Genomic DNA, 20,779 nt, shown 5'->3' on the forward strand with positions numbered 1-20,779 from the left:
CGTACAGTAGGCTATGGTCGAAGTTCCAGACGCACTCAGTACGCTATTCAGCGCGAAAGTAGAGACAGACGGCGACCGGTACGTCGTCGAAATCCCGAAAAGCGAGGTGTCCCACGGCGCGATTGCACCGGGCGAGACCTACCGTGTCGGCCTGCTCTCGCAGGTCAACGGTGAGTCGTCGCCCGCGCCCCAGCCACAGGAACCCGAACAGGACACCGACCCGGCTCGGGCCGACACTGGCGTCCCGCAACCGCCAGTCGACGAGGGTGAAATCCGAAACGTCACCATCGAATCGCTCGGCGACCAGGGCGACGGTATCGCCAAGGTCGAGCGAGGCTACGTCGTCATCGTCCCCGATGGCGAACCGGGCGACTCCCCGACCGTCGAGATCGAGACCGTGCAGGAGAACGTCGCGTTCGCGAGCGTCGTCGACGAAAACGGCCAGGGCACGTAGCACGACTGCTGACTTTTCTTCGGTGCATTCAACTGCCTGACCCGCGGCCTCGTAGCACCGGGCCGAACGGTCACAGCGGGCCGCTCGACGGATACACCCCCACTTGAATGGAATCTGTCGGACGTGGTAGAGGTCGAAGAACGACTAGTAATCACAGCATCACAAACGTTTATATGATTTAAATCCGGTATTTAAAACACTATATGGTCGACCCAAAAGAGAGCATTGACATCGAAAATGTCGTTGCTTCGACCGGTATCGGACAAGAACTCGACCTTGAGAGCGTCGCGATGGACCTGGAAGGGGCCGACTACGATCCCGAGCAGTTCCCGGGGCTGGTCTATCGGACACAGGACCCCAAGTCCGCTGCGCTCATCTTCCGGTCGGGCAAGATCGTCTGCACAGGCGCAAAATCAACTGACGATGTCCACCAGAGCCTGCGAATCGTCTTCGACAAGCTCCGTGATCTGAACATCCAGGTCGACGACGACCCCGAAATCGTCGTCCAGAACATCGTCAGCTCCGCGGACCTCGGGAGCTCGCTCAACCTCAACGCCATCGCCATCGGCCTCGGCCTCGAAAACATCGAGTACGAGCCAGAGCAGTTCCCCGGACTTGTCTACCGCCTCGACGAGCCCGACGTGGTCGCGCTGCTGTTCGGTTCGGGGAAGCTCGTCGTCACCGGCGGGAAGCGCAAGGAAGACGCCGAGGAAGCCGTCGACACAATCGTCGAGCGGCTGAGCGACCTCGGTCTGCTGGACTAACCACGCGGTGGCAGTGACTGGGCGGCCGTCAGTCACAGCCCGTTTTTCCGTTCGTTTGTGATGCAAGCGACAGCCACAGCGTGGAACCCTGCGGTTCAAATACCAAGCCGACCAAACCCGCCTCAATGGCAGACCCCGCCTCGACGGGCACGGAGTCCTGGCGCACGTACTTCGGCTTCGACGAGCCCTACGAGAACCAGGCCGACGCCGTCGAACGAGCTATCGAGGCGGGGAAGGCACGCGGCTTTCTCGCGATGGAGGGGCCTTGCGGGACTGGCAAGACGATGGCCGCGCTCACCGCCGGCGCGACACTCGTCCGCGATACTGACCTGTACGAGCGGATGGTCGTCGTCACGCCCGTCAAACAGCAGCTCCAGCAGTTCGTCGACGACCTGCGGACGCTCAACGCCGGTATCGAGGAGCCCTTCGACGGCATCTCGCTGGTCGGCAAGCGCGACCTCTGTCCGTACGGCCGCGAGGGGCAATTCCCGGACGACGTGAGCACACACGACCGCTGTGAGGACCTCAGGGAGGCGACGGCGCGGTTAGTCGAGGACGACGGGCGCTCGGACGGCGCGGCCGTCGCGGACGCCGCAATCGCCGGTGAGGCCGACGACGACCAGTGGTGGGACCCCCGGAAGGGGCAGGACCTCGCCGCGGCCGCACGACCCGACGCGGCCGAGCAGTCGACACTTGGCGACGATACACTCGAAACAGCCGGCGCGGCATCCCCGTACCGGAAGACCCAGCCCACCGCGCCGGAGTCGATGGCCGAGGGGTCGGACCCGCCGCTGTACTGTCCGTTCGAGGCGGACTGGTACGCCCGCAACAAGGGTTCGCCCGTCGATTTCTCGGCCGGGGAGGGCCACGTCGTGACGATGGACGACTACCTCCCGGCGGCGACGGAGCGCGGGACCTGTCCCCACCGAGTGATGAGCGTGATGCTCTCCGAGGCCGACGTTATCGTCGGGAACTACAACCACCTGTTCGACCCCGGTTCCCGGCCGCTGCTGTCGGACGTTCTCGACGACCAGACGCTCGTCATCGTCGACGAGGCCCATCGCCTCGAAGAACGCGTGCGGGACCTCCTGTCGGACCACCTGGGCCGCCAGACCATCGTGCAGGCGCGCAACGACTGTACGACGCTCATCCAGCGCGCCCAGCAGAGCGCGGACCACAAGGCGCAGGTCCGGGAGGTGCTGTCGGCCCGCGAGGTACCGCTGGATGCGGTCGACCAGGCACGGAAGTTCTACGACGACCTCGTTCGGTGGCTCGACGACCGCATCGAGTCATTTCTGGACGCCGAACACGAAGGGTGGCGCGCGGACCCGTCGCTGCTGCCGGAACACGATAGGGAGATTCCGCTGCGGGACCCCGACACGGTCGAACAGGACGAACTGACCGAATGGGCCGAGCGGAAGGGGTACGACGGCTCGCTCTGGCGGTCGCTGTCGAAGGTCGGGGCGGCCGTCGAGGACGCCATCGATCAACTCGGACTGACCCGCCAGCCGGTGTGTGCCGCCGTCGGTGTGCTGGCCGGCCAGTGGTGGGAGCGCGACCACGCAACGTTCCTTCGGGAAATCGAACTTGAACACTCGCCTAACCACGGACAGAATCTCGATTCCGACTACCAGGCCGTCTACACACCTGGCCTGGTCTGTTACAACTGCATGCCGGCGACGGCGCTTCGGAACGTCTTCGACGACCTCGGCGGCGGGATCCTGATGAGCGCGACCCTGGAACCGCTGGACGTGTTCACCAGAGTATCGGGGCTTGATTCGATGGCCGAGACCGGATCGACTGCTCCCGATGAGCAGACCGGCGACGGACGACCGGTCCGTACGACGACGTACGACCTACCCTTCCCGCCCGAGAACCGGGCGTCGTATCTGGTCGACGCGAAGCCCTTTACGGCGCGCAACCGCGGCGACCCCGAGACGATGCGACCGTTGGGCGACAACTGGAACCCGACCCGCGACGAGTACGCACAGGCGTTGCGCGCGCTGGCCCGCTCGCCGGGCAACGTCATGGTGGCGATGCCGAACTACCGGGAGGCCCGCTGGGCCGGGGCGTACCTGCAGGAGGCCGTCGAGAAACCAGTCCTCGTCGACGAGTCTTCGAGCAACGAGGAGACCGAGCGGCTGAAACGGGAGTTCTTCCGCGGCGACGGGAAGGTCATGGTCACGTCGACCCGCGGGACACTGACCGAGGGCGTCGATTACGACGGCGAGAAGCTCTCGACCTGCGCGGTCGTCGGTATTCCCCTGGTGAACATCGGGTCGCCCCGCGTCCGGGGCGTCCAGCGGGCCTACGGCGACGCCTTCGGCGAGGAGAACGCCTTCGAATACGCCTTGACAGTGCCGGCCGTCCGGCGCGCGCGCCAGGCCGTCGGTCGGGTCATCCGGGGCGTTGACGAGGTCGGGGTGCGGGCGCTGGTCGGGCGCAGATACACCCCCGATGCGCGCCACTCGGTGTATCCGTACCTTCCGACCGGCGAACGAGAGGAGTTCACCCGAATGACACCGGATTTCCTCGCAAGCCAACTGGAGTCGTTCTGGGCCGCCCACCAGTGAGTTCTCGTGTCGATTAACCGGAAGATATGGTTGGCAACGGAAGGCATATACATCGTGGAACGAGTGTATCCATAGATGCCCGAGTGTCAGAACTGCGGCGAGTTCGTTACCGAGCAGTACGTACGGGTTTTTACACCAGAAGCCGTCGAAGGCCATGGCCCCCGGGTCTGTCCGAACTGCGAGGACAAACTCAGGGACGGCGCGGACGTTCGTGAAGCACGCTCTTCGAGACAGTAGGACGCCTCCTTTTCGGGAAGTACTCAAGGCCGGCGGGTCGTAGCTCCTGCTATGAGCGAACTCGACGTTGAGGCGGTTGACGACATCGACGCACCCGCGGGAATCGACGCGGCCGAGTACGTTCTCTACGGCGGGAAAGGCGGCGTCGGCAAGACGACGTGTGCGGCTGCCACGGCGCTGGCCTCCGCCCGCGACGGCACGGCGACGCTCGTCGTCTCGACTGACCCCGCCCACTCCTTATCGGATACGCTGGAGGCGGACATCCCGGCGACGCCGACGCGTATCCGCGAGGACATCCCGCTGTACGCCGCTGAAATCGACCCCGAAGCCGCCGTCGGCGAGGGACCGCTGGGGATGCAAGAAGACGCTCTGGGTGGCATGGGCGAACTGCTCGGTGGCGATGGAATGTTCGGCGGAGGCGGCGCTGGCGGTGCGGCAGGCACAGGCCAGACCGAGGACCCCATCGGCGGCGAGGAGGGGCTACTCGGCGGGTCGATGCCCGGCGCCGACGAGGCTGCGGCGCTCCGGCTCCTACTAGACTACGTCGACGACGACCGCTTCGACCGCGTCGTCATCGACACCGCCCCGACCGGCCACACGCTCCGGCTGCTGGAACTCCCCGAGACGATGGATTCGATGGTCGGGAAGATCCTCCAACTCCGCGAACGGTTTTCGGGGATGATGGACAACCTCACCGGGATGTTCGGCGACGACCAGGATGTCGACGCCGAGGCCGGCATCGAGGACCTGCAGGAACTGTCGGACCGTATCGAACACCTGCGGTCGATTCTACAGGACCCACGGAAGACGGACTTCCGTATCGTGATGGTGCCCGAGGAGCTGTCTGTAGTGGAGTCAGAGCGCCTGCTCGCCCAACTCGACGAGTTCAATATCCCCGTCAGCACTATCATCGTCAACCGCGTGATGCAGGACCCGAGCGAAGTACTCGGTGAGGTCGTGGACATCGCCGGCCCGAACCACGCCGACTGTGAGTTCTGCGCCCGGCGCTGGCAGGTCCAGCAGGACGCGCTGGCCCGGTCACAGGACATGTTCCGCGGCCACGACGTGCGCCGCGTGCCGCTGTTCGCCGAGGAAGTGCGTGGCGAGCGGCTGCTGTCGGTCGTTGCGGCCTGTCTGGATTAATCCCCCGGTCGAGCCCCTCAGCTCGTCAGCTTCCGGATGACACCGAACGCCGCGTCGCGCCACCGCGCCGGCAGGTAATCCAGCATGAGTAGCAGTTGCGCGCCCTGGCCGACGGGATACCGCGGTTCGGGGTTGCTGGCGTTGGCGGCGTCGCGGATGGTCAGCGCGACCGTCCCAGGTGTGACCGACAGCGCGTCCTGAATGCCGACGAGACTGGAGTCCTCTTGGGCCTGATACAGCCAGTCGTACGCGCCGGTTTTGTCGAGGCTATCAAGTTCCTCGTCGGCGCGGTCGTCGAAGTTGGTCTCAACCGGGCCGGGTTCGACGAGTACCACGTCGATACCGAACTCCTCGACCTCCATCCGGAGTGCGTCGCTGAGTCCCTCCAGTGCGAACTTCGAGGCGGCGTAGCTCCCCTGACTGGGGAACGCGATGCGGCCCGCGACGCTTGAGACGTTGACGATAGTGCCGTTCTCGCGGGCCCGCATGTGCGGGAGGGCCTCGCGGATGAGTCGATGTGGGCCATAGAGGTTCACGTCGAACTGCTCGTGCAGCGCCGCTGTCGACACGTCCTCGACCGCGCCGAACTGTGGGTAGCCGGCGTTGTTCACCAGGCAGTCGAGCCGGCCCTCGGCGTCGATGAGCGCCTCGACGACCCGCTCGCATTCCCGCGGGTTCGTCACGTCGAGCTCGGCGGTTTCACAGCCGCTCTCGGCGAGGTCTTCGATGTCCGATTCCTCGCGGGCGGTCGCCCAGACAGTCCAGTCGTCGGCCAAGAACGCCTCGGCGCTCGCCCGCCCGATACCCGAGGACGCCCCCGTAATCAGCACCGTCTTCGCCATGTGTTGGCCGGGCAAACACACCCCGGAAAGTTATACTGTCGGTTATCGGACGGCTTATTCGACAGATTCCTTCGCCTCGTCGGCGTAGCTGTCGGCAAGCCGGGTTGGTTCGGGGAGCTTGTAGCCGTCAGCGGTGGCTTCGACGAGGACCGCCGCAGTACGTGCGCTGACTCGATGGCCGGGACTGACGATGAGCGGATTGATATGCCGGTTCGGCGAGTCGTACTGCCGGGTCTGGACCGCGTGGCCGATGACTGTTCCGTCCGGGCACGTCTCGACGCTGTCGTCGGCCGCAATCGGAATCCGCGTGCCCTCCGAATACGTCTCGTCGAGCGACTGCTCCGGCGTGCCACAGAGGAGGCTCTTGGCGACGCCGACGGCCGGCACGTCAAGCGTGACGCCGATATGGGTCGCCAGCCCGGCCTCCCGGAAGTGGATTCGGCCGCTGCCGTCGACCAGCACCACGTCGGGGTCGGGGTCCAGTTCGGCGAAGGCGGCCAGAATCGCGCCCCCTTCGCGGAACGACAGCAGGCCGGGAATGTACGGGATTTCAGTCCGCTCGACGGCGCTGACTCGCTCGATGACCTCGCCGTTCCGCAGGACAACGATAGCCGAGACGGCCCTGTCGTCGACGAACGCCTGGTCGACGCCGGCGACGAGCGGCTGGTCTGTCGGATCGTCACTGTTACTCAGTGTCGTCTGGTCCTCGTCAGGGGTATCGCCGGCGCGTGCGATAGTTTCGGGCGAAAAATCCAGATCGTCCTCGAACCGCGCTACCTCGGCGATATCCCGCTGTAGCGCCTCCATCTCGGACTGCGAGAGCGACGGGTCGGGGACGAACTCGGGGCGAACCGGCTCCATGGTCACGGGCGACGGCGACCCGGACCGCCGGGGCCGCCCGGTCCACCGGGACCGCCCGGGCCACCGCCACCACCGAACTGTATTTGGCCGGGCATTCGGGTCTGACCCTTGATCTTCTGGCCGTACCAGAGCCCGATGACGAGGCCGATGAGGTGCGCGAGATGAGCGATGTTGCCGCTGAGCAGGCCGGCCCCTGTGGGGTTAAACGTCCCGGCGATGCTCAGCAAGAAGTAGAAGCCGGTGATGGCCCAGATCGGGACGGGAATCAGGAAGTACAGATACACGCGGAGGTCCGGCTTCAGGACCGTCAGGAACGCCATGATGGCTAGCGCCGCGCCGCTGGCCCCGAGAACGCCGGCAGACGTTCCCTGAACGGCCTGAATCGCTATCTGTCCGAGACCGGCCAGCGCGCCCGACACGAGGAAGAAGGTAGCGAACTTCTTCGAGCCGACCTGCTGTTCGACGATACGGCCGAAGAAGTAGATGATGATGCCGTTTCCGAAGATGTGATACAGGGTGAAGGGTTGGTGAGAAAACACCGACGTGACCCACGTCCAGACGTACTCGGGGTTGTTCGGATGGAGGACGAACAGCGTCTGGAACGTGTTACGGCCGAACGATAGGAGCACGACGTGTTCGAGGATGAAAACGACGCCCATGATCGCCAGGAACAGGTACGTGACGTTCCCGCGGAAGTACGCCAGCGGCCCGCCCGGCCCGGTGTCGATGCCGAGCCGGTCAGCGACGCCACCACCCCCGGATGTCTGGCCGGTGTTTACGCTCTCGTCGAACCCGCTGTCGAACACGCCGCCCGGATCACTCCAGTTGTCTAAACCGGGGCAATCGTGGGCCTCGGGCAGTCTGTGCTCCGCACAGTAGGTCCCGCCACAGTGCCCACACTGGTACGGCATGTTCTCCTGCTTTCCACAGGCATCGCACTCCGACATTGGGTTGGTGTAGGGGAGGGTCGTGGAAAGGGATTGTGTTTATATGAACGCCTCTTCCGAGGTGGAGAAGTTCGTCTACGGGGACACGGTCGCCATGCGAGTGAGCGAAGCGGGTAAGGGACCCCCGACCCTACAGTGGCGTAGTGAAAGAGTTCGAGCGCAAACAGTTGCTGGAGCGCATCGAACGCGACAGCGCGACCGTCGGTGCGGACATCCCCGACGAGATTACCGTCCAGGATGAGGAGATCGAACTCCAGTCGTTCGTCTTCGAGATCAAGCGCCGGGAGACGATTCCGCGGGGTGAGCGCGAGCGTGTCGAGCAGGCCAAGAAGAACCTGCGACGCGAGCGCCTCCAGCGCAAGCAACGCATCGAGGACAACGAGGTGAGCTACGAGCGCGGCGAGGAACTCGCGACGGCCATCATCGGTATCGACCGGGCGCTCAACGCGCTCGAACAGCTCGGCGCGGCGGACATCGAACAGGAGGCACAGGCACAGGAGGCGGCCGACCGGAAGCGCTGGATGAAGTTCCTCCAGAAAGCGCTGGGCCACGAGGACGCGGACTCCGGCACGGGTCGTGCCGGGCGGAGCTACTAACATGAGCCGGAACGACGAGATCGCGACGCTGCTCGAAGAGTTCGCCGACCTGCTGGACGCGAAAGGCGTAGAGTACAAGCCGAGGGCCTACCGGCGGGCGGCCGAGAACATCAGGGACTACCCCGGGGCCATCGAGGGGCTGGCTGCCGAGGGCGAGGACAGCGTCGGCGAAATCGACGGCGTCGGCGATGCTATCTCCTCGAAGGTCGTCGAGTATTTCGAGACTGGTGAAATCGAGGAACTGACCGAACTGCGCGAGGACCTTCCTGTCGAGATGGACGCGCTCACCGCTGTGGAGGGCATCGGACCGAAATCAGTCGGCTCGCTGTACGAGGCACTGGGAATTACCACGCTCGATGAACTGGAAGCGGCCGCTGAAGCCGGCGAGATACAGGAGGTCTCGGGCTTCGGCGCGAAAACGGAGCAGAACATCCTCGACAACATCGACTTCGCCCGCGAGGCCCACGAGCGGTCGCTGCTGGGCGAGGCCCGCCCATATGGCGACCAGATTCGGGCGTACCTGGCCGCGGGCGACGCCGTCGAGGAGTGCGCACTCGGCGGGTCGATCCGCCGCTGGCGACCCACTATCGGCGACGTGGACGTGCTCGTCGGGAGCACCGACGCCGAGGCCGTCGTTGAGCGGTTCGCCGACTGGGACGAACTCGACCGCGTCATCGAGTCCGGCGAGACGAAGGCCAGCGCATACGCGGACGACGTACGCGTTGACCTTCGGGTCGTCGATCCGTCGGAGTTCGGCGCGGCGCTCCAGTATTTCACCGGCAGCAAGGATCACAACGTCGCGGTCAGGAACCGGGCCATCGAGCGGGACCTGAAGGTCAACGAGTACGGCGTTTTCGACGTGACCGGCGTCGAAGACGACGACCAGCGGGCCGGCGAACTGGTGGCCAGTAAGAGTGAGGAAGCAGTGTACGACGCGCTGGGCATGGAGTGGGTCCCGCCGGAACTCCGCGAGAACCGCGGCGAGGTCGCGGCCGCCGCCGCCGGGTCGCTCCCGGACCTGCTGGCCGAGGGCGAGGTCCGCGGTGACATCCATACCCACACGAACTGGTCCGACGGCGGCAACACCATCGCGGAGATGGTTGAGGGGGTAACCGATTTCGGTCACGACTATCTCGCCGTCACTGACCACGCGACCGGGCCGGGGATGGTCGGCGGCGTCGGCGTCTCGGACGAGAGGCTCCGCGAGCAGATCCCCGAAATCGAGTCGGTCGCGGCAGAGGCCGACATCGACGTGTTCACCGGCGTCGAAGCCAACATCGCCGCGGACGGGACTATCTCCGTTGCCGACGACCTGCTGGCGGACTTAGACGTGGTCGTCGCTTCTCCCCACGCCGCACTCGACGGCGACGGGACCGACCGCCTCGTCACCGCGGCGGAACACCCCGACGTGAACGTCATCGGGCATCCGACGGGGCGGTATCTCAACCGCCGTGAGGGCCTGGACGTGGACATCGGTCGTCTCGCCGAAGCCGCGGCCGCCAACGACACCGCGCTCGAAATCAATGCCAATCCTGCGCGGCTGGACCTCGGCGGCGGCGCGGTCAAGCAGGCCATCGAGGCCGGGGCGACAATCGTCATCAACACGGACGCCCACAGCCCGGGCAATTTCGAACTGCTCCGCTACGGCGTCCACACGGCCCGTCGTGGGTGGGCCGAGACGGACGACGTGCTGAACACCCGCGACGCCGAGGGACTCCGTGAGTTCCTCGATGGCTGACGACGACGTTTCGGAGCGGCTGGTGCTTGATGTAATGTTAGGAAAGCTCGCCACGTATCTGCGGATGTGTGGCTACGACACGGCCTACGCACTGGACCGGGACGCCGAAGCCGACGACAATCTCTTGGAATTGGCCGCCAGCGAGGACCGACTGCTGATAACCCGGGACAGAGACCTCGACGCTCGCGCGCCGGACAGCATTCTCCTTAGCGAGCGGGAGATCGACGGCCAGTTGCGGGAACTCGCCGACGCCGGCTTCCAGCTCTCGCTCGCGCCGGAGCCAGCCCATTGTGGCGTCTGCAACGGACCGGTCGAACAGGTCGATTCCGTGGAGCCGACGCCGGAGTACGCACCGAGTGCTGACGACGAGACCGTCTGGCGCTGTACCGACTGCGGGCAGCACTTCTGGAAGGGGAGCCACTGGGCGTCAGTGGCGGCGACGCTGGACGAACTGTAGGCGCTGGGAAAGCAAGCACAGCGGTCGCTCATGTCGCGCGCTCAATTACCTGTCTCGGGGCTGTTCTCAGCTGTATAGCTCCGAATAACGGACTGCACATGCCGATTTGACCGCCCATTCGAAAACGGCCGAGCGCTACCGGGATTCAGAACACCGAAATACGTGCTCGCCGTACCGATGGGCGATGACCCTCTCGGAGGAGGCCCGCGAACGACTCGCCGACATCGTCGAACTCCAGCCGACGAAAAACGGCGAGTTACAGGAGCGATGGGACATGGACAGCGGGAGCGAGGTCCACCAGTACCTCGAATCCGAACTCAAAGAGTACTACTACCGCAACGACAACAGCCTCATCTGTGCGACCCCGGAGGCGACGACGCTCATCGACGGCGAGGATTCGGAACGGATACAGACAGTGACGGTCACCCCGCTCCAGCAGGCCATCGTCGACGTGATCGCCGGCCCGGACGAGGAGAGTCAGAGTGTCGTCGCCGTGTTACACGCTCTCCGCGAGGTCGGTGAGGACCGCGACACTGACGACGTTCGCTCCGCGCTTCGCAGTCTCGCGGATAAGGGTATCGTGGAGACAGTCGAGAAGACCGTGCCGACGTTCAGGCTGGCCGTGCCGCGCGACGAACTGGACATCGAGCTGTCCGAAGAGTAACCCCGGGCCGGGATAACGGTCGGCTACTCTGATAATCCCGGTCGCTGGCGGCGTCGCCGCCGTGCTAACAGCCGTTGTATTGCTTTGCCCGGTCCGCCGTCGAGCGGCCACGCTTTCGACCGCCACGCCGGCGGTTCCGGTTCGTAGGACGGGCACCGCCCCCGGCATTCCGCTGCCGTTGGGAGACATTCTTTCGCCGCGCAGTGCGGAAAGACGCCGGTTTCGTCGGCGCTGAGTTGAAAATGCCGGCAATCTGGGCGCATCGTGTCCGCGTACGCGCGCCAGCCGCGGGCGTACGCCCGCTCCGCAATAGCGAGCCGGCGCTCTCGCTTCCAGTCAGTATCCACGTACTCGAACCGCGCCGCGCTGGTGTCGTCGGCTGGCCGGTCCAGAATCCGCGTTCCGGGGTCCTCCACTGATAGCGACCGCGGTTGCCAGACCGGTTCGGCCGTCGCCTGCTCGGGATCAATGGTCAACACGCCGGCGGCCGCGGGCAGGTCCGCCAGCAGGATCGGCTCTACCCGCTCGTCGGTCGTCTCCGTCGCCACCCACACCTCGTCGGCCAGCGACAGGGCGATGTCCCGCTGTAGTTGTGGGACGAGATTTCTGGCGGCGCTGGCAGTGAGATCGGGCTTGTTCTCGATGGCGATTATCCGCCGGACCCAGTCCGGATACGGACGCACCCGACGGATTTCGATGCGATTGCCCCGCTTTCGCGTCTCGATTGCGTCCCGGTCGGCCGCCTCGTGAATCGACTCCCGGACGTACCGCCACGGATAGCCCGGATCGGGGAGGGCGTCGCGGTAGTACGTCCAGTCGGCCGGTGCGTTCCGAAGGACATGCAGGAGGTCCGAATCGAACGACTCCACCCCGAACTTCGCTCGGTCTCGAAGCCCGGCGGGGTCACACTCCAGCACAATCGTGTCCCAGCGGCGGTGTTTCGTTCCGAACTGTCTGGCGACCAGCACCGCTGCGTCTTCGGCCGGTGACCACGCTCGCTCGGCCCACTGGCAGACAGCTAACTCGAAGGCGAACTCGGAACTGACCACAGTATTGTTCCGGTTTCGGTATAAATAAACCCGCTTTCTCCGGGTGAGTCAGTTACTCCGTCCCATCCTCTCGTCATACATTTCCGATTTGGGAGCGGGATTACTCAATTTGATATTGGTAGCGAAAGCAAATCGGTTATGCAAATGAGATTCTTGTTAAATTATCAGACAAAGAATTTATTCCAAATGGGTCGAGATGAGTGAGTGCATGTCAGTACTCAGTAGTTCGATTGACAGTGTCGGAACAGCATTGCTCCAATCTGGCGGAGGCGGTGGTGCCGCTGGAATTTTTGGAGGCCTGTTCTTCATTTTCCTCGTTCTGCTCGCGTTCGGTGTCTTCATCGCATATATTGCAGGGATGTGGAAAGTTTTCGAAAAGGCCGGACAACCGGGCTGGGGATCGCTCATCCCAATACTAAATGTCCTCTACATGCTGGATATCGCTGATAGGGAAACGTGGTGGATCATTCTGTTTTTCATTCCAGTGATCAACGGACTGGTGTTCATTGTGATCAACATTGATATTGCGAAAAACTTCGGAAAAGGACCTGGATACGGACTGGCGATGTGGCTCCTCCCATTCGTGTTCTGGCCACTGCTCGGTTTCGGTGACGAAACGTATGTTGGCGACACCTCTCCTGGCGTATAACTCGCTATAGACGCCACTCCATCTCAAATACCCCCGGGACAATGTCCCGTCGGGCATGGTTTCACTGAGCAGCCGCTATCGGCTGCGACTGTCTTACTCCTCGTCGTCTTCGCGCTCGTCCAGGAACTCGTGTGCCTGTTCGAGTATCTCGCGGGGGCCATCCTGCGTGACCGTGTTGATGGCCTGTTCGTAGTCGCGCCACTGCAGGTCGCGGTGTTCTGTGGACAGTTCGGCTGACGCTTCGAAGGACTTCGCGACGAACAGGTGGACCGTCTTGTGGATGGTGTTCCCGTTCGCTTCGAACACGTAGTCGTAGTCTTCGCGGAACCCGTCTAAAAGCCGGAAATCACCGATTCCGGCCTCCTCTTTCACTTCGCGTATGGCGGTCTGCTGGAGCTCTTCCTCGCCCTCGACGCCGCCCTTGGGGAACTCCCAATCGCCGGGTCGGCTCTTGAGCAGGAGGTACTCCCGCCGGCCACGCGTATCGCGAAAGAGGATGGCTCCCGCGCTCGTGGCCTCTATCATTATCGGATTTTAGGACACCGCTACTTAAGAGAATATCGGAGACACAACGGAAACAGATGGCCTTTTGTCACTCGCGGCAGAGTGTTCGTCTACAGATGCCCTTCGTCACGACGCTGACCTTCACGAGTGGGGACCGACACCGCCTCGACGACACCGTCACAGAGATCAAAGAAAGCGCCGAGCAGAAGGGAGTCGAACTGAAAGGCCCACACCCGAAACAGCCACAGGAGCTTCGCATTCCGCAATCGAAATCACTCGGGCCGAGCGGTGGCCGCTTCGAGTCTTGGAACCACACGGTCTACACCCGGACGATAGAGATCGTCGGGTACGAGGAGTTCGCCCGGAACGTCACCCAGCGGACCTTCCCGAAGGCTATCCACGTCGAGGCCGGCGTCGAACAGCGGACGCAGGTCGGCAGCGGCTCGTAGTGGCGGACCTGCCCTGCGGATTCTTATAAGTAACTGCGGGTCGTTTTGCCGGCATGAACGACACCCGGCAGGAGCGACTCCGCTTGCTTCGACGTGAACTACACAGCTATCCCGAACCCGCGTGGCGGGAGTTCTACACCACCAGTCGCATCGTCGATGAACTCGAACGGATCGGCGTCGACCAGTTGCATATCGGCCAGGACGTACTCGACGGCGACGCTCGGATGGCAGTCCCTGACGACGATGAACTCGAAGAGTGGCGGGCGAAGGCCCGTGATGCCGGTGCCCGCGAGAATGTGCTGGACGCCACAGCCGGCGGTTTCACCGGCGCGGTGGCCGTCCTCGAACAGGGCGAGGGACCGACCGTCGCGCTCCGGGTCGACATCGATGCGCTCCCGATAACGGAGTCAGACAGTGTGGCGCATGCCCCGACTGCAGACGGGTTCCGCTCAGCCAACGACGGGTACATGCACGCCTGCGGGCACGACGCCCACGCGACGATTGGCCTCGGCGTGCTGGAAGCAGTGAAAGAGAGCGACTTCAAGGGGACGTTCAAGATCGTCTTCCAGCCGGCCGAGGAAGTCATCGGCGGTGGAAAGGCCGTCGCGGAGAGCGGCCACCTCGACGATGCGGACCACCTGCTGGCGATCCACATCGGACTTGACCATCCGACCGGCGAAATCGTCGCTGGAGTGGATGGATTTCTGGCCGTCCGGCAATTCAGAGCGACGTTCACCGGGGAGTCAGCCCACGCAGGCGGGCATCCGGCACAGGGGCGGGACGCTGTCCAGGCGCTCGCGACGGCCGTCCAGAATCTCCATGCGATTCGCCGCCATGGCGAGGGCGCGACGCGGGTCAACGCCGGGGTCGTCGAGGGCGGCACAGCGACGAACATCGTCCCCGAGGAGGCGACAATCGAAGGCGAGGTCCGCGGCGAGACGACCCCACTCAAGGAGTACATGAGCGAGCGGGCGGACACTGTCATATCCTCTGCAGCCGAGATGTACGACTGCGAAGTTGCTATCGAGACGACCGCAGAAGCGCCGAGTGCGGTGAGCGACGACACGCTCGCGGACGTGGTGTACGACGCGGCAGAATCCGTTTCCGGCGTCACCAGCCGCCTGCGGACCGACGACCTCGGCGGCAGCGAGGATGCCACCTATCTGATGGACCGCGTGCAGGACCACGGTGGGACGGCGACGTTCGTCGGCATCGGCACCGACCACCCCGGCGGCCATCACACGCCTACCTTCGATGTCGACGAGGACTCGCTGGCTATCGGTGTTGATGTCGTTAGCGAGGCGATTGAGCGACTGAGCGAGTGACTACGGCGCTTCCCAGCTGGCGAGCTGGATGGACCGGTCACTGTCCGGTGATTGCCAGTTCAGCGTGACCGTCGCGTCCGAGAGGTCGAGCGAACTCTCCGAAAACGTCACGCGTGATCCGGCCGTGATTTCCGAACTGTCACCCAGCGTTTTGTCGATGCTCGTGAAATCATGCTGTCCGTTGGCGGTCGAAGCCCCGCTGACAGTGATGTATAGACTCCCGGCCCGAACCGAGTCACCGCTTCGGTGTTCGATTGTCAGACTGTCTGGGCTCCCGGCGTCGTAATCGAAGGTAAACGCCGCTTGCGGAGTGTTTTGTCCGAGGTTTCCGGAGCCCAAATCGAGGAAGAACGTCGCTGCCGTCGCCGCTAACAGGACCGTTATTGCGACCATTAGGATGACCCCTACCACTGGTGAGACTGCGCTATCGTCGGAGTTGAATCTACCTGCTACCATGATTGCCCCCCACTCAGGAGACGGTCGACACACTGTCTCCGTTTCGGTGACCCCCCGGTCGACCGACCCCGAGTGACTTCAATTAGATATCATGTTATTATAGTATAAAACCTTTTGTCTGGATGAATAGTTTATCTGGGTCTCTATTACTATCCAGATACTGTGACGGTCGATAATGAAACCGAACCAGAGAACCGGAACGGGTCGCAGGGCCGCTACAAGCCAGCGAATCAGTACTTGGGATCTGCGCCGGTGACTTCGTAGATGTCGTCCATGATCGAGTCACGTTCGCGCTGCCACGTCTCGAAGCCGTCTCGGTCGCTGGGGTACGACTCGTAATGCTCCAGCAGCCGGTCGGCCGCTTTCTTTGTCTGGTAGAGGTCCCGGATGGTTCCCAAGTGGCCGATGCTCTTGACGGCCATCTTGAGCTTGAGTCCGAGCCCGATGCTGGTCGAGCCGCCGTACAGCGCCTCGGCGAGCTTCTCGCCGGGCAGCGCGGCCAGCAGCGCCATCAGGTCGTCCACGTCGTAGGCGGTGGTGAAGATGTTGTACACGTCAAGCGCCGCATACCGGGCGCCGAAGTGGTCCATCACGCGCTCGTTGTACTCCCAGAGCGCGGCTTCGTCGTCCGTGCGGCCCGACTCGATAGCCTCGATGGCCTGTTCGGCGGCGTAGGTCCCGGCGTAGGCAGCCCCGGCGATTCCCCCGCCTGTCGTCGGGTTGACGTGTCCGGCGGCGTCGCCCACCGCCATGAATCCGGGTGCAACGGCGGAGTCGTAGGGGCGACGGGTCGGTAGTGCAGCGCCGAGTTTGTCCTGAACCTCCGCGCCCTCGAACTCACTCCGACCCTGGAGATCGCGCTTGAGGTCGTCAACCAACTCCATTGGCTCCTCGTTCATCTGGAATCCGAGGCCGGCGTTGATCTCCGTGTCCGTGCGCGGGAAGTACCACAAGTAGCCGGCGGAGCGCTCGGTCGGCTTGAACACGAGCGCGTCGTCCCACTCGACCGGCTCGTCGACCTCGATGATTTCCCGATAGGCCGAACAGAACTGCGAGTACTGGACGTTCGTATCGAAGGTGGCGTCTTCGAGGTCGGTCTTGTCCTGGAGGATCGATAGCGCGCCGGCCCCGTCGATGACGATATCCCCCTCGTAGGTGACCGGGTCGCCCTTCCGCATGGCTTTCACGCCGGTCACGCGGCCGCTGTCGTCCTGAAGTACGTCCTGGACGACGGTGTCGTAGTGGAACTCCACACCGCTGTCGGCCGCGCCCTCGATGAGACAGCGACCGTACTCCCAGCGGTCGATGACGGCGAGTTCTCCCGGCACGGGTATTTCGAGGACGGTGTCCTCCTGTGGAATCTCGAACCGGCCGTGGTCAACATCCGTGTTCGTAAAGGCTGGTTCGAGCTGGGACTTCGGAATCGCCTCGGGGAAGTCACTGGCCCCCTTCAGCGCGTCCCCGCAGGCGATATGGCCGGCCTCGGTCTCGTCTTTGCGCTCGACGACGACGACATCGTAGCCCGCGTCCGCGATAGTCGCAGCGGCGTAACAGCCGGATGTTCCGGCCCCGACGACGACAACGTCCACGGAAACGGTCCGTGCTGTCGCCGACTCTCCCCCGGCGTTGCCGTCCTGGTGTGTGGTCATGCACTCCCGTCCTGCCCGGAGAGAGAAAATTATTCCGACTATCGGTTTCAGTCGGGGACAGTGGGTGATAAAGAGTTTTGCTGGGGGGTATCAAAGGGCCGAGCATGACCGAGTATACGGTAACGTTCGTGGGGACGGGTGAGGAGATCACCGTCTCCGAGAAGGAGACGATCCTCTCGCGATGTATCGAGGAGGGTATCGCACAGGAGTACTCCTGTCGCGTAGGGATGTGCCTGGCCTGCTCGGCTGAAATCATCGAGGGGTCGGTCACCCAGCCCGCCGCGCGTGGACTGACCGACCGGGAGCGGGAGAACTACGCGCTGACCTGCATGGCGCGACCGCAGTCGGACCTGAAACTCGACCGCGGGAAGTACCCGCCCAGTATCGAAGGGGAAGCCGGCCCGGAAGACGGCGACCCCACACCTGCGGACGATTAGTAGGCACTGAATACTGCTAACAATTGTCCTGCTAGAAGGTCTCTAAACACCTTTAACATGGGGGCTCGGATACGGCCCGGTATAGAGCGGTGAAACCGCGAATGAAGGACAGGTCATATAAGCAAGTGGCCCCTATAGCGTAGTGACTACAGCGTCAGCGGACGGCCTTCGACGACTGACACACGCTTCCCCAACCATGACCAGCCGCGTATACAGACTTCACTCGACACTTGAACTGCCACTAGAAGACGCCTACGATTTCTTCGAGGACCCGGACCTCCCCCCCGAAATCGCTGACATCGACATCACCCGTCGAAACAATACGCTCATCGTCAGCGCCGTCGCCAAGGACGACTCTATGAGCAAGTACACTCCGACGGCCCAGCTCAAGGCCAGCGTCACGGAGAACCGGGTGTACGAGGAGGACCCCGACGAGATGGGGCCGCCCGGGGCCGCGAGTACCGGGAGCTCGGGCGGCGGCCCGCAGTGGGGCGCGCTCGAAGAGGAAGAGGAGGAGATCGAGTCGGAACTCGTCGAGTACGCCTGTTTCAAGGGCGACCGCGAGACGGTGCTTCAGAACACCGCGCTCCAGTACGCGATGTTTGAGGTCCTGTGTGACGTAGCGAAAGTCGCGGAGAAGGGCACGCTAACCGCGATTGCGGCGGTCGACGAGGAACTCGAAGCCGTCCGCATCGTCGACGGGGAGGAGCGGCCCGCGGCGATCAACGTCGCAGAAGAACCCCGCGACGGGGACGAAGAAGAGGGCGTCAACTGGCGCGACAACGAGTTCATCTCGTAACGCTGTCTCCTCGAAGTCCGGTCACCTATTTTACTCCGTTCAGCCGGTGCTCTAGTGTCGTGGGGAACCCTGACTGTCATTCCACCGCGATACCCGAGAGGTCAGCGTCGGTAAACTGCGACGCGATTTCGAGTGTGAGGTTCGCTTCGATGTAGGCCGCGATCACGATGAGTACAGCGGCCGTGGCGAGTAGCCAGCCGGCCTCCCGGAGATCCTGTCCGGTGACCAGTTCAGTCGTACGCCCGCGGATGTACTGAATCGTCTGCCACCCAAATCGGAGGCCGACGGCGGCGACGATGAGCAATGCTGGAATCTCGATGAGACCATGGGGAACGATGAGCGCGGCGACGACGACGGGCGAGACCTGCTTGAGTGCGATACCGACGACGGCCCCGATGACCAGTCCGTTCAAGACGAGCGACAGCACCGTCATGGTCCCGAGCGAGACGGCACCGAGTGCCATGACGAGCAACGCACCGAGATTGTTGATCGTCAGCGAGAGCGTGGTCAGTTCGACCGGCATAAAGGCGTTCTCGCCTGTCGTGCCCGGGTTCTGGAGCCATTCGGTGGGTATCTGACTGCCAAGCGCGTATCCGATTAGCACACTGAGACTCAGTATCAGCGCAGCGACGGGGACGTAGTACAAGAGCCAGCGGTGAAAGAGGCGGGCTGGAAGGCGAGGGCGGTCGTCCATGGTAGACCCTTTGGACCGAACGCAAAAAACCCGGGTGACCAAGCGGGACTAAACGAGGCTACATTTGCCACCCCCTCACACACCTGTAGAAAATCCAAAAAGTACTTGACACTCGTAATTATATCTCATTACACTATGTCCGAATCAGCAGAGTTCCCAGACTATCTGGACGTTGATTACACTGACGGGGAAGGCGAAGACCCCGAGGAGTACCCGACTGTCAACCACAAGATCGAGAAGGCTATCGAGGTCACGAAGGCCGGCCTCGAACAGTACGAGAACCCGGTCGTGATGTGGACGGGCGGTAAGGACTCCACGCTGACGCTGTACTTCGTGAAAGAGGTCGCCGACCGCTTCGACCTCGAAGTCCCGCCGGTCGTCTTCATCGACCACTACCAGCACTTCGACGAGCTCATCGACTACGTCGAGCACTGGGCCGAAGAGTGGGACCTCGATGTCATCTGGGCGCGCAACGAAGATGTCGGCAACTACGTCGACGAGAACGGTCTCGAACCGGGCGACGACATCCCGATTGACGAACTCTCCGAGCACAATCAGCACCACGTGCGCAACATCCTCGAATACGAGGAGGACACGTTCCCGTTCCTGCTCGACACCTACGTCGGCAACCACCTCCTGAAGACGGTGGCGCTCAACGACGCTATCGAGGAACACAACGTGGACGGCATCCTCTCGGGTATCCGCTGGGACGAGCAGGAGTCCCGTGCCGACGAGACGTTCTTCTCGCCGCGTCACGACCCCGACATCTACCCGCCCCACGACCGCATCCAGCCGATCCTCCAGTTCGCCGAACCCGACGTGTGGGAGGCCTTCTGGAACTTCGTCGTGCCGGACACCGTCGAGGGCTACCCCGAAGACGGCTACGTGCCACAGGGCCAGGACGACCTGCCCGAGGGCATCGAGAAGGAAGACGTGCCGGTCTCGCCGAAGTACTTCGCCGGGTTCCGCTCGCTCGGGAGCGAGGTCAGCACCGACAAGTCCGCCGAGGAGCCCGCCTGGCTGCAGGACATGGAGAACACGACCGAGCGCGCCGGCCGCGCCCAGGACAAAGAGGACCTGATGGAGCGCCTGCGCGACCTCGGCTACATGTAAACGGGCGGCAAATATCTCGCTGCGTCGCTTTTTTTATAGTATCCCAGCAGCTCTGCCTGCGTCAGCAGGTGTATCGTATATGATAGGTCCGAGTGAGTTCTCGCAAAAATTGGGATGCTAAACTGTGACACGGCACTAAAACCGGAACTAACTTTTGCCACTGAATGTTGAGACAGTATCACTTCGACACGAGTCGATGTATATGGGCCGGTCCCGGCTTCAGCACCTATGAGAACTACACAGTTCAATCTCGAAAAGCGTACATTTCTTCCAGTTTACACACAAGAACGGCTACACACGTCGACCATCAATGGTATTCAGGGCCTTGTTCACCGTTGATGAACGATGCAATTATCCACTGTTCAGGCTTGCTCGAACC

Annotated in this window: 23 protein-coding genes; 15 read left to right on the top strand and 8 right to left on the bottom strand. The window is 63.2% G+C overall.

What is annotated here, in order from left to right; translation table 11 throughout:
* Nucleotides 1-13 precede the first annotated feature (13 nt).
* From Harman_RS01810 to Harman_RS01825, 5 genes are all read left to right on the top strand, one after another.
* Entirely contained in the window at nucleotides 14-454 is a 441-nt protein-coding gene (locus Harman_RS01810) for a TRAM domain-containing protein (RefSeq protein WP_137682115.1), read from the top strand.
* A gap of 203 nt (nucleotides 455-657) precedes the next feature.
* Entirely contained in the window at nucleotides 658-1,218 is a 561-nt protein-coding gene (locus tag Harman_RS01815; RefSeq protein WP_004516850.1) for a TATA-box-binding protein, read from the top strand.
* A gap of 125 nt (nucleotides 1,219-1,343) precedes the next feature.
* Nucleotides 1,344-3,791 (top strand): ATP-dependent DNA helicase, encoded by a 2,448-nt coding sequence (locus tag Harman_RS01820; protein WP_137682116.1) that lies wholly within the window; start codon nucleotides 1,344-1,346, stop codon nucleotides 3,789-3,791.
* Between the two features lie 75 nt (nucleotides 3,792-3,866).
* A complete protein-coding gene (locus Harman_RS21340; protein WP_004516852.1) occupies nucleotides 3,867-4,028 on the top strand; it encodes a DUF7563 family protein in 162 nt (53 codons plus the stop codon).
* A gap of 51 nt (nucleotides 4,029-4,079) precedes the next feature.
* Nucleotides 4,080-5,171 (top strand): ArsA family ATPase, encoded by a 1,092-nt coding sequence (locus Harman_RS01825; protein WP_137682117.1) that lies wholly within the window; start codon nucleotides 4,080-4,082, stop codon nucleotides 5,169-5,171.
* A gap of 17 nt (nucleotides 5,172-5,188) precedes the next feature.
* On the opposite strand, the gene Harman_RS01830 is transcribed toward Harman_RS01825, so the two are convergent.
* The 3 genes from Harman_RS01830 to Harman_RS01840 are packed head-to-tail and all read right to left on the bottom strand — an operon-like array spanning nucleotide 5,189 to nucleotide 7,821.
* Complete coding sequence (locus Harman_RS01830) at nucleotides 5,189-6,013, bottom strand: SDR family NAD(P)-dependent oxidoreductase (protein ID WP_137682118.1); 825 nt, start codon at nucleotides 6,011-6,013, stop codon at nucleotides 5,189-5,191.
* A gap of 54 nt (nucleotides 6,014-6,067) precedes the next feature.
* A complete protein-coding gene (locus Harman_RS01835) occupies nucleotides 6,068-6,874 on the bottom strand; it encodes an endonuclease V (protein WP_200830806.1) in 807 nt (268 codons plus the stop codon).
* A gap of 2 nt (nucleotides 6,875-6,876) precedes the next feature.
* Entirely contained in the window at nucleotides 6,877-7,821 is a 945-nt protein-coding gene (locus Harman_RS01840; protein WP_137682120.1) for a rhomboid family intramembrane serine protease, read from the bottom strand.
* Nucleotides 7,822-7,964: 143 nt separating this feature from the next.
* On the opposite strand from Harman_RS01840, the gene Harman_RS01845 reads away from it, so the two are divergent.
* The 4 genes from Harman_RS01845 (at nucleotide 7,965) to Harman_RS01860 (ending at nucleotide 11,276) form a co-directional block, all read left to right on the top strand.
* Nucleotides 7,965-8,417, top strand: a complete 453-nt coding sequence (locus tag Harman_RS01845) for a DUF5788 family protein (RefSeq protein ID WP_137682121.1) — start codon at nucleotides 7,965-7,967, stop codon at nucleotides 8,415-8,417.
* A gap of 1 nt (nucleotide 8,418) precedes the next feature.
* The gene (gene polX / locus Harman_RS01850) at nucleotides 8,419-10,155 is read left to right on the top strand and encodes a DNA polymerase/3'-5' exonuclease PolX (protein WP_137682122.1); all 1,737 of its coding nucleotides are present in this window, start codon (nucleotides 8,419-8,421) and stop codon (nucleotides 10,153-10,155) included.
* Nucleotides 10,148-10,612, top strand: coding sequence for a Mut7-C RNAse domain-containing protein (locus tag Harman_RS01855; protein ID WP_137682123.1), 465 nt, complete (start codon nucleotides 10,148-10,150; stop codon nucleotides 10,610-10,612). Before polX ends, Harman_RS01855 begins: the two co-directional genes overlap by 8 nt.
* Before the next feature lie 184 nt (nucleotides 10,613-10,796).
* Nucleotides 10,797-11,276: a DUF5797 family protein gene (locus Harman_RS01860; RefSeq protein ID WP_004516865.1), complete on the top strand. Its 480-nt coding sequence runs from the start codon at nucleotides 10,797-10,799 to the stop codon at nucleotides 11,274-11,276.
* A gap of 23 nt (nucleotides 11,277-11,299) precedes the next feature.
* Here the strand turns inward: Harman_RS01860 and Harman_RS01865 are convergent, their stop codons facing one another.
* The gene (locus Harman_RS01865; RefSeq protein WP_137682124.1) at nucleotides 11,300-12,325 is read right to left on the bottom strand and encodes a DUF5787 family protein; all 1,026 of its coding nucleotides are present in this window, start codon (nucleotides 12,323-12,325) and stop codon (nucleotides 11,300-11,302) included.
* Between the two features lie 208 nt (nucleotides 12,326-12,533).
* Here Harman_RS01865 and Harman_RS01870 point away from each other — a divergent pair, with 208 nt between their 5' ends.
* On the top strand, nucleotides 12,534-12,974 hold the full coding sequence (locus Harman_RS01870; protein ID WP_235007136.1) for a DUF5684 domain-containing protein: 441 nt from the start codon (nucleotides 12,534-12,536) through the stop codon (nucleotides 12,972-12,974).
* 93 nt (nucleotides 12,975-13,067) lie between these two features.
* On the opposite strand, the gene Harman_RS01875 is transcribed toward Harman_RS01870, so the two are convergent.
* Entirely contained in the window at nucleotides 13,068-13,499 is a 432-nt protein-coding gene (locus Harman_RS01875; protein WP_200830807.1) for a bis(5'-nucleosyl)-tetraphosphatase, read from the bottom strand.
* Between the two features lie 95 nt (nucleotides 13,500-13,594).
* On the opposite strand from Harman_RS01875, the gene Harman_RS01880 reads away from it, so the two are divergent.
* Nucleotides 13,595-13,927 (top strand): uS10/mL48 family ribosomal protein, encoded by a 333-nt coding sequence (locus Harman_RS01880; RefSeq protein WP_137682126.1) that lies wholly within the window; start codon nucleotides 13,595-13,597, stop codon nucleotides 13,925-13,927.
* 53 nt (nucleotides 13,928-13,980) lie between these two features.
* Nucleotides 13,981-15,252 carry an amidohydrolase gene (locus Harman_RS01885; protein WP_137682127.1) on the top strand — a complete coding sequence of 424 codons (1,272 nt, stop codon included), beginning with the start codon at nucleotides 13,981-13,983 and terminating at the stop codon, nucleotides 15,250-15,252.
* On the opposite strand, the gene Harman_RS01890 is transcribed toward Harman_RS01885, so the two are convergent.
* Together Harman_RS01890 and Harman_RS01895 are read right to left on the bottom strand one after the other, a co-directional pair.
* A complete protein-coding gene (locus Harman_RS01890) occupies nucleotides 15,253-15,708 on the bottom strand; it encodes a type IV pilin (protein ID WP_137682128.1) in 456 nt (151 codons plus the stop codon).
* Nucleotides 15,709-15,938: 230 nt separating this feature from the next.
* Entirely contained in the window at nucleotides 15,939-17,357 is a 1,419-nt protein-coding gene (locus tag Harman_RS01895; protein ID WP_137682129.1) for a geranylgeranyl reductase family protein, read from the bottom strand.
* A gap of 104 nt (nucleotides 17,358-17,461) precedes the next feature.
* Between Harman_RS01895 and Harman_RS01900 the strand changes: the two genes are divergently transcribed.
* Both Harman_RS01900 and Harman_RS01905 read left to right on the top strand, forming a co-directional pair.
* Entirely contained in the window at nucleotides 17,462-17,794 is a 333-nt protein-coding gene (locus Harman_RS01900; protein WP_137682130.1) for a 2Fe-2S iron-sulfur cluster-binding protein, read from the top strand.
* A gap of 196 nt (nucleotides 17,795-17,990) precedes the next feature.
* Nucleotides 17,991-18,593: a DUF7110 family protein gene (locus Harman_RS01905; protein WP_137682131.1), complete on the top strand. Its 603-nt coding sequence runs from the start codon at nucleotides 17,991-17,993 to the stop codon at nucleotides 18,591-18,593.
* A 76-nt stretch (nucleotides 18,594-18,669) separates the two neighbouring features.
* On the opposite strand, the gene Harman_RS01910 is transcribed toward Harman_RS01905, so the two are convergent.
* A complete protein-coding gene (locus tag Harman_RS01910; RefSeq protein WP_137682132.1) occupies nucleotides 18,670-19,287 on the bottom strand; it encodes a stage II sporulation protein M in 618 nt (205 codons plus the stop codon).
* A gap of 135 nt (nucleotides 19,288-19,422) precedes the next feature.
* On the opposite strand from Harman_RS01910, the gene Harman_RS01915 reads away from it, so the two are divergent.
* The gene (locus Harman_RS01915; RefSeq protein WP_137682133.1) at nucleotides 19,423-20,400 is read left to right on the top strand and encodes a phosphoadenosine phosphosulfate reductase family protein; all 978 of its coding nucleotides are present in this window, start codon (nucleotides 19,423-19,425) and stop codon (nucleotides 20,398-20,400) included.
* Nucleotides 20,401-20,779 lie beyond the last annotated feature (379 nt).

The organism is Haloarcula mannanilytica (assembly GCF_005406125.1).
GTDB classification, from domain to species: domain Archaea; phylum Halobacteriota; class Halobacteria; order Halobacteriales; family Haloarculaceae; genus Haloarcula; species Haloarcula mannanilytica.

What these genes read in the sequence shown, in the direction of transcription:
- Harman_RS01870 (WP_235007136.1), top strand. Translation starts at nt 12,534, where the DNA reads ATGTCAGTACTCAGTAGTTCGATTGACAGTGTCGGAACAGCATTGCTC.
- polX (WP_137682122.1), top strand. Translation starts at nt 8,419, where the DNA reads ATGAGCCGGAACGACGAGATCGCGACGCTGCTCGAAGAGTTCGCCGAC.
- Harman_RS01900 (WP_137682130.1), top strand. Translation starts at nt 17,462, where the DNA reads ATGACCGAGTATACGGTAACGTTCGTGGGGACGGGTGAGGAGATCACC.
- Harman_RS01895 (WP_137682129.1), bottom strand. Translation starts at nt 17,357, where the DNA reads ATGACCACACACCAGGACGGCAACGCCGGGGGAGAGTCGGCGACAGCA.
- Harman_RS01815 (WP_004516850.1), top strand. Translation starts at nt 658, where the DNA reads ATGGTCGACCCAAAAGAGAGCATTGACATCGAAAATGTCGTTGCTTCG.
- Harman_RS01890 (WP_137682128.1), bottom strand. Translation starts at nt 15,708, where the DNA reads ATGGTAGCAGGTAGATTCAACTCCGACGATAGCGCAGTCTCACCAGTG.
- Harman_RS01885 (WP_137682127.1), top strand. Translation starts at nt 13,981, where the DNA reads ATGAACGACACCCGGCAGGAGCGACTCCGCTTGCTTCGACGTGAACTA.
- Harman_RS01875 (WP_200830807.1), bottom strand. Translation starts at nt 13,499, where the DNA reads ATGATAGAGGCCACGAGCGCGGGAGCCATCCTCTTTCGCGATACGCGT.
- Harman_RS01855 (WP_137682123.1), top strand. Translation starts at nt 10,148, where the DNA reads ATGGCTGACGACGACGTTTCGGAGCGGCTGGTGCTTGATGTAATGTTA.
- Harman_RS01860 (WP_004516865.1), top strand. Translation starts at nt 10,797, where the DNA reads ATGACCCTCTCGGAGGAGGCCCGCGAACGACTCGCCGACATCGTCGAA.
- Harman_RS01880 (WP_137682126.1), top strand. Translation starts at nt 13,595, where the DNA reads ATGCCCTTCGTCACGACGCTGACCTTCACGAGTGGGGACCGACACCGC.
- Harman_RS01825 (WP_137682117.1), top strand. Translation starts at nt 4,080, where the DNA reads ATGAGCGAACTCGACGTTGAGGCGGTTGACGACATCGACGCACCCGCG.
- Harman_RS01905 (WP_137682131.1), top strand. Translation starts at nt 17,991, where the DNA reads ATGACCAGCCGCGTATACAGACTTCACTCGACACTTGAACTGCCACTA.
- Harman_RS01820 (WP_137682116.1), top strand. Translation starts at nt 1,344, where the DNA reads ATGGCAGACCCCGCCTCGACGGGCACGGAGTCCTGGCGCACGTACTTC.
- Harman_RS01915 (WP_137682133.1), top strand. Translation starts at nt 19,423, where the DNA reads ATGTCCGAATCAGCAGAGTTCCCAGACTATCTGGACGTTGATTACACT.
- Harman_RS01840 (WP_137682120.1), bottom strand. Translation starts at nt 7,821, where the DNA reads ATGTCGGAGTGCGATGCCTGTGGAAAGCAGGAGAACATGCCGTACCAG.
- Harman_RS01835 (WP_200830806.1), bottom strand. Translation starts at nt 6,874, where the DNA reads ATGGAGCCGGTTCGCCCCGAGTTCGTCCCCGACCCGTCGCTCTCGCAG.
- Harman_RS01810 (WP_137682115.1), top strand. Translation starts at nt 14, where the DNA reads ATGGTCGAAGTTCCAGACGCACTCAGTACGCTATTCAGCGCGAAAGTA.
- Harman_RS01830 (WP_137682118.1), bottom strand. Translation starts at nt 6,013, where the DNA reads ATGGCGAAGACGGTGCTGATTACGGGGGCGTCCTCGGGTATCGGGCGG.
- Harman_RS01910 (WP_137682132.1), bottom strand. Translation starts at nt 19,287, where the DNA reads ATGGACGACCGCCCTCGCCTTCCAGCCCGCCTCTTTCACCGCTGGCTC.
- Harman_RS21340 (WP_004516852.1), top strand. Translation starts at nt 3,867, where the DNA reads ATGCCCGAGTGTCAGAACTGCGGCGAGTTCGTTACCGAGCAGTACGTA.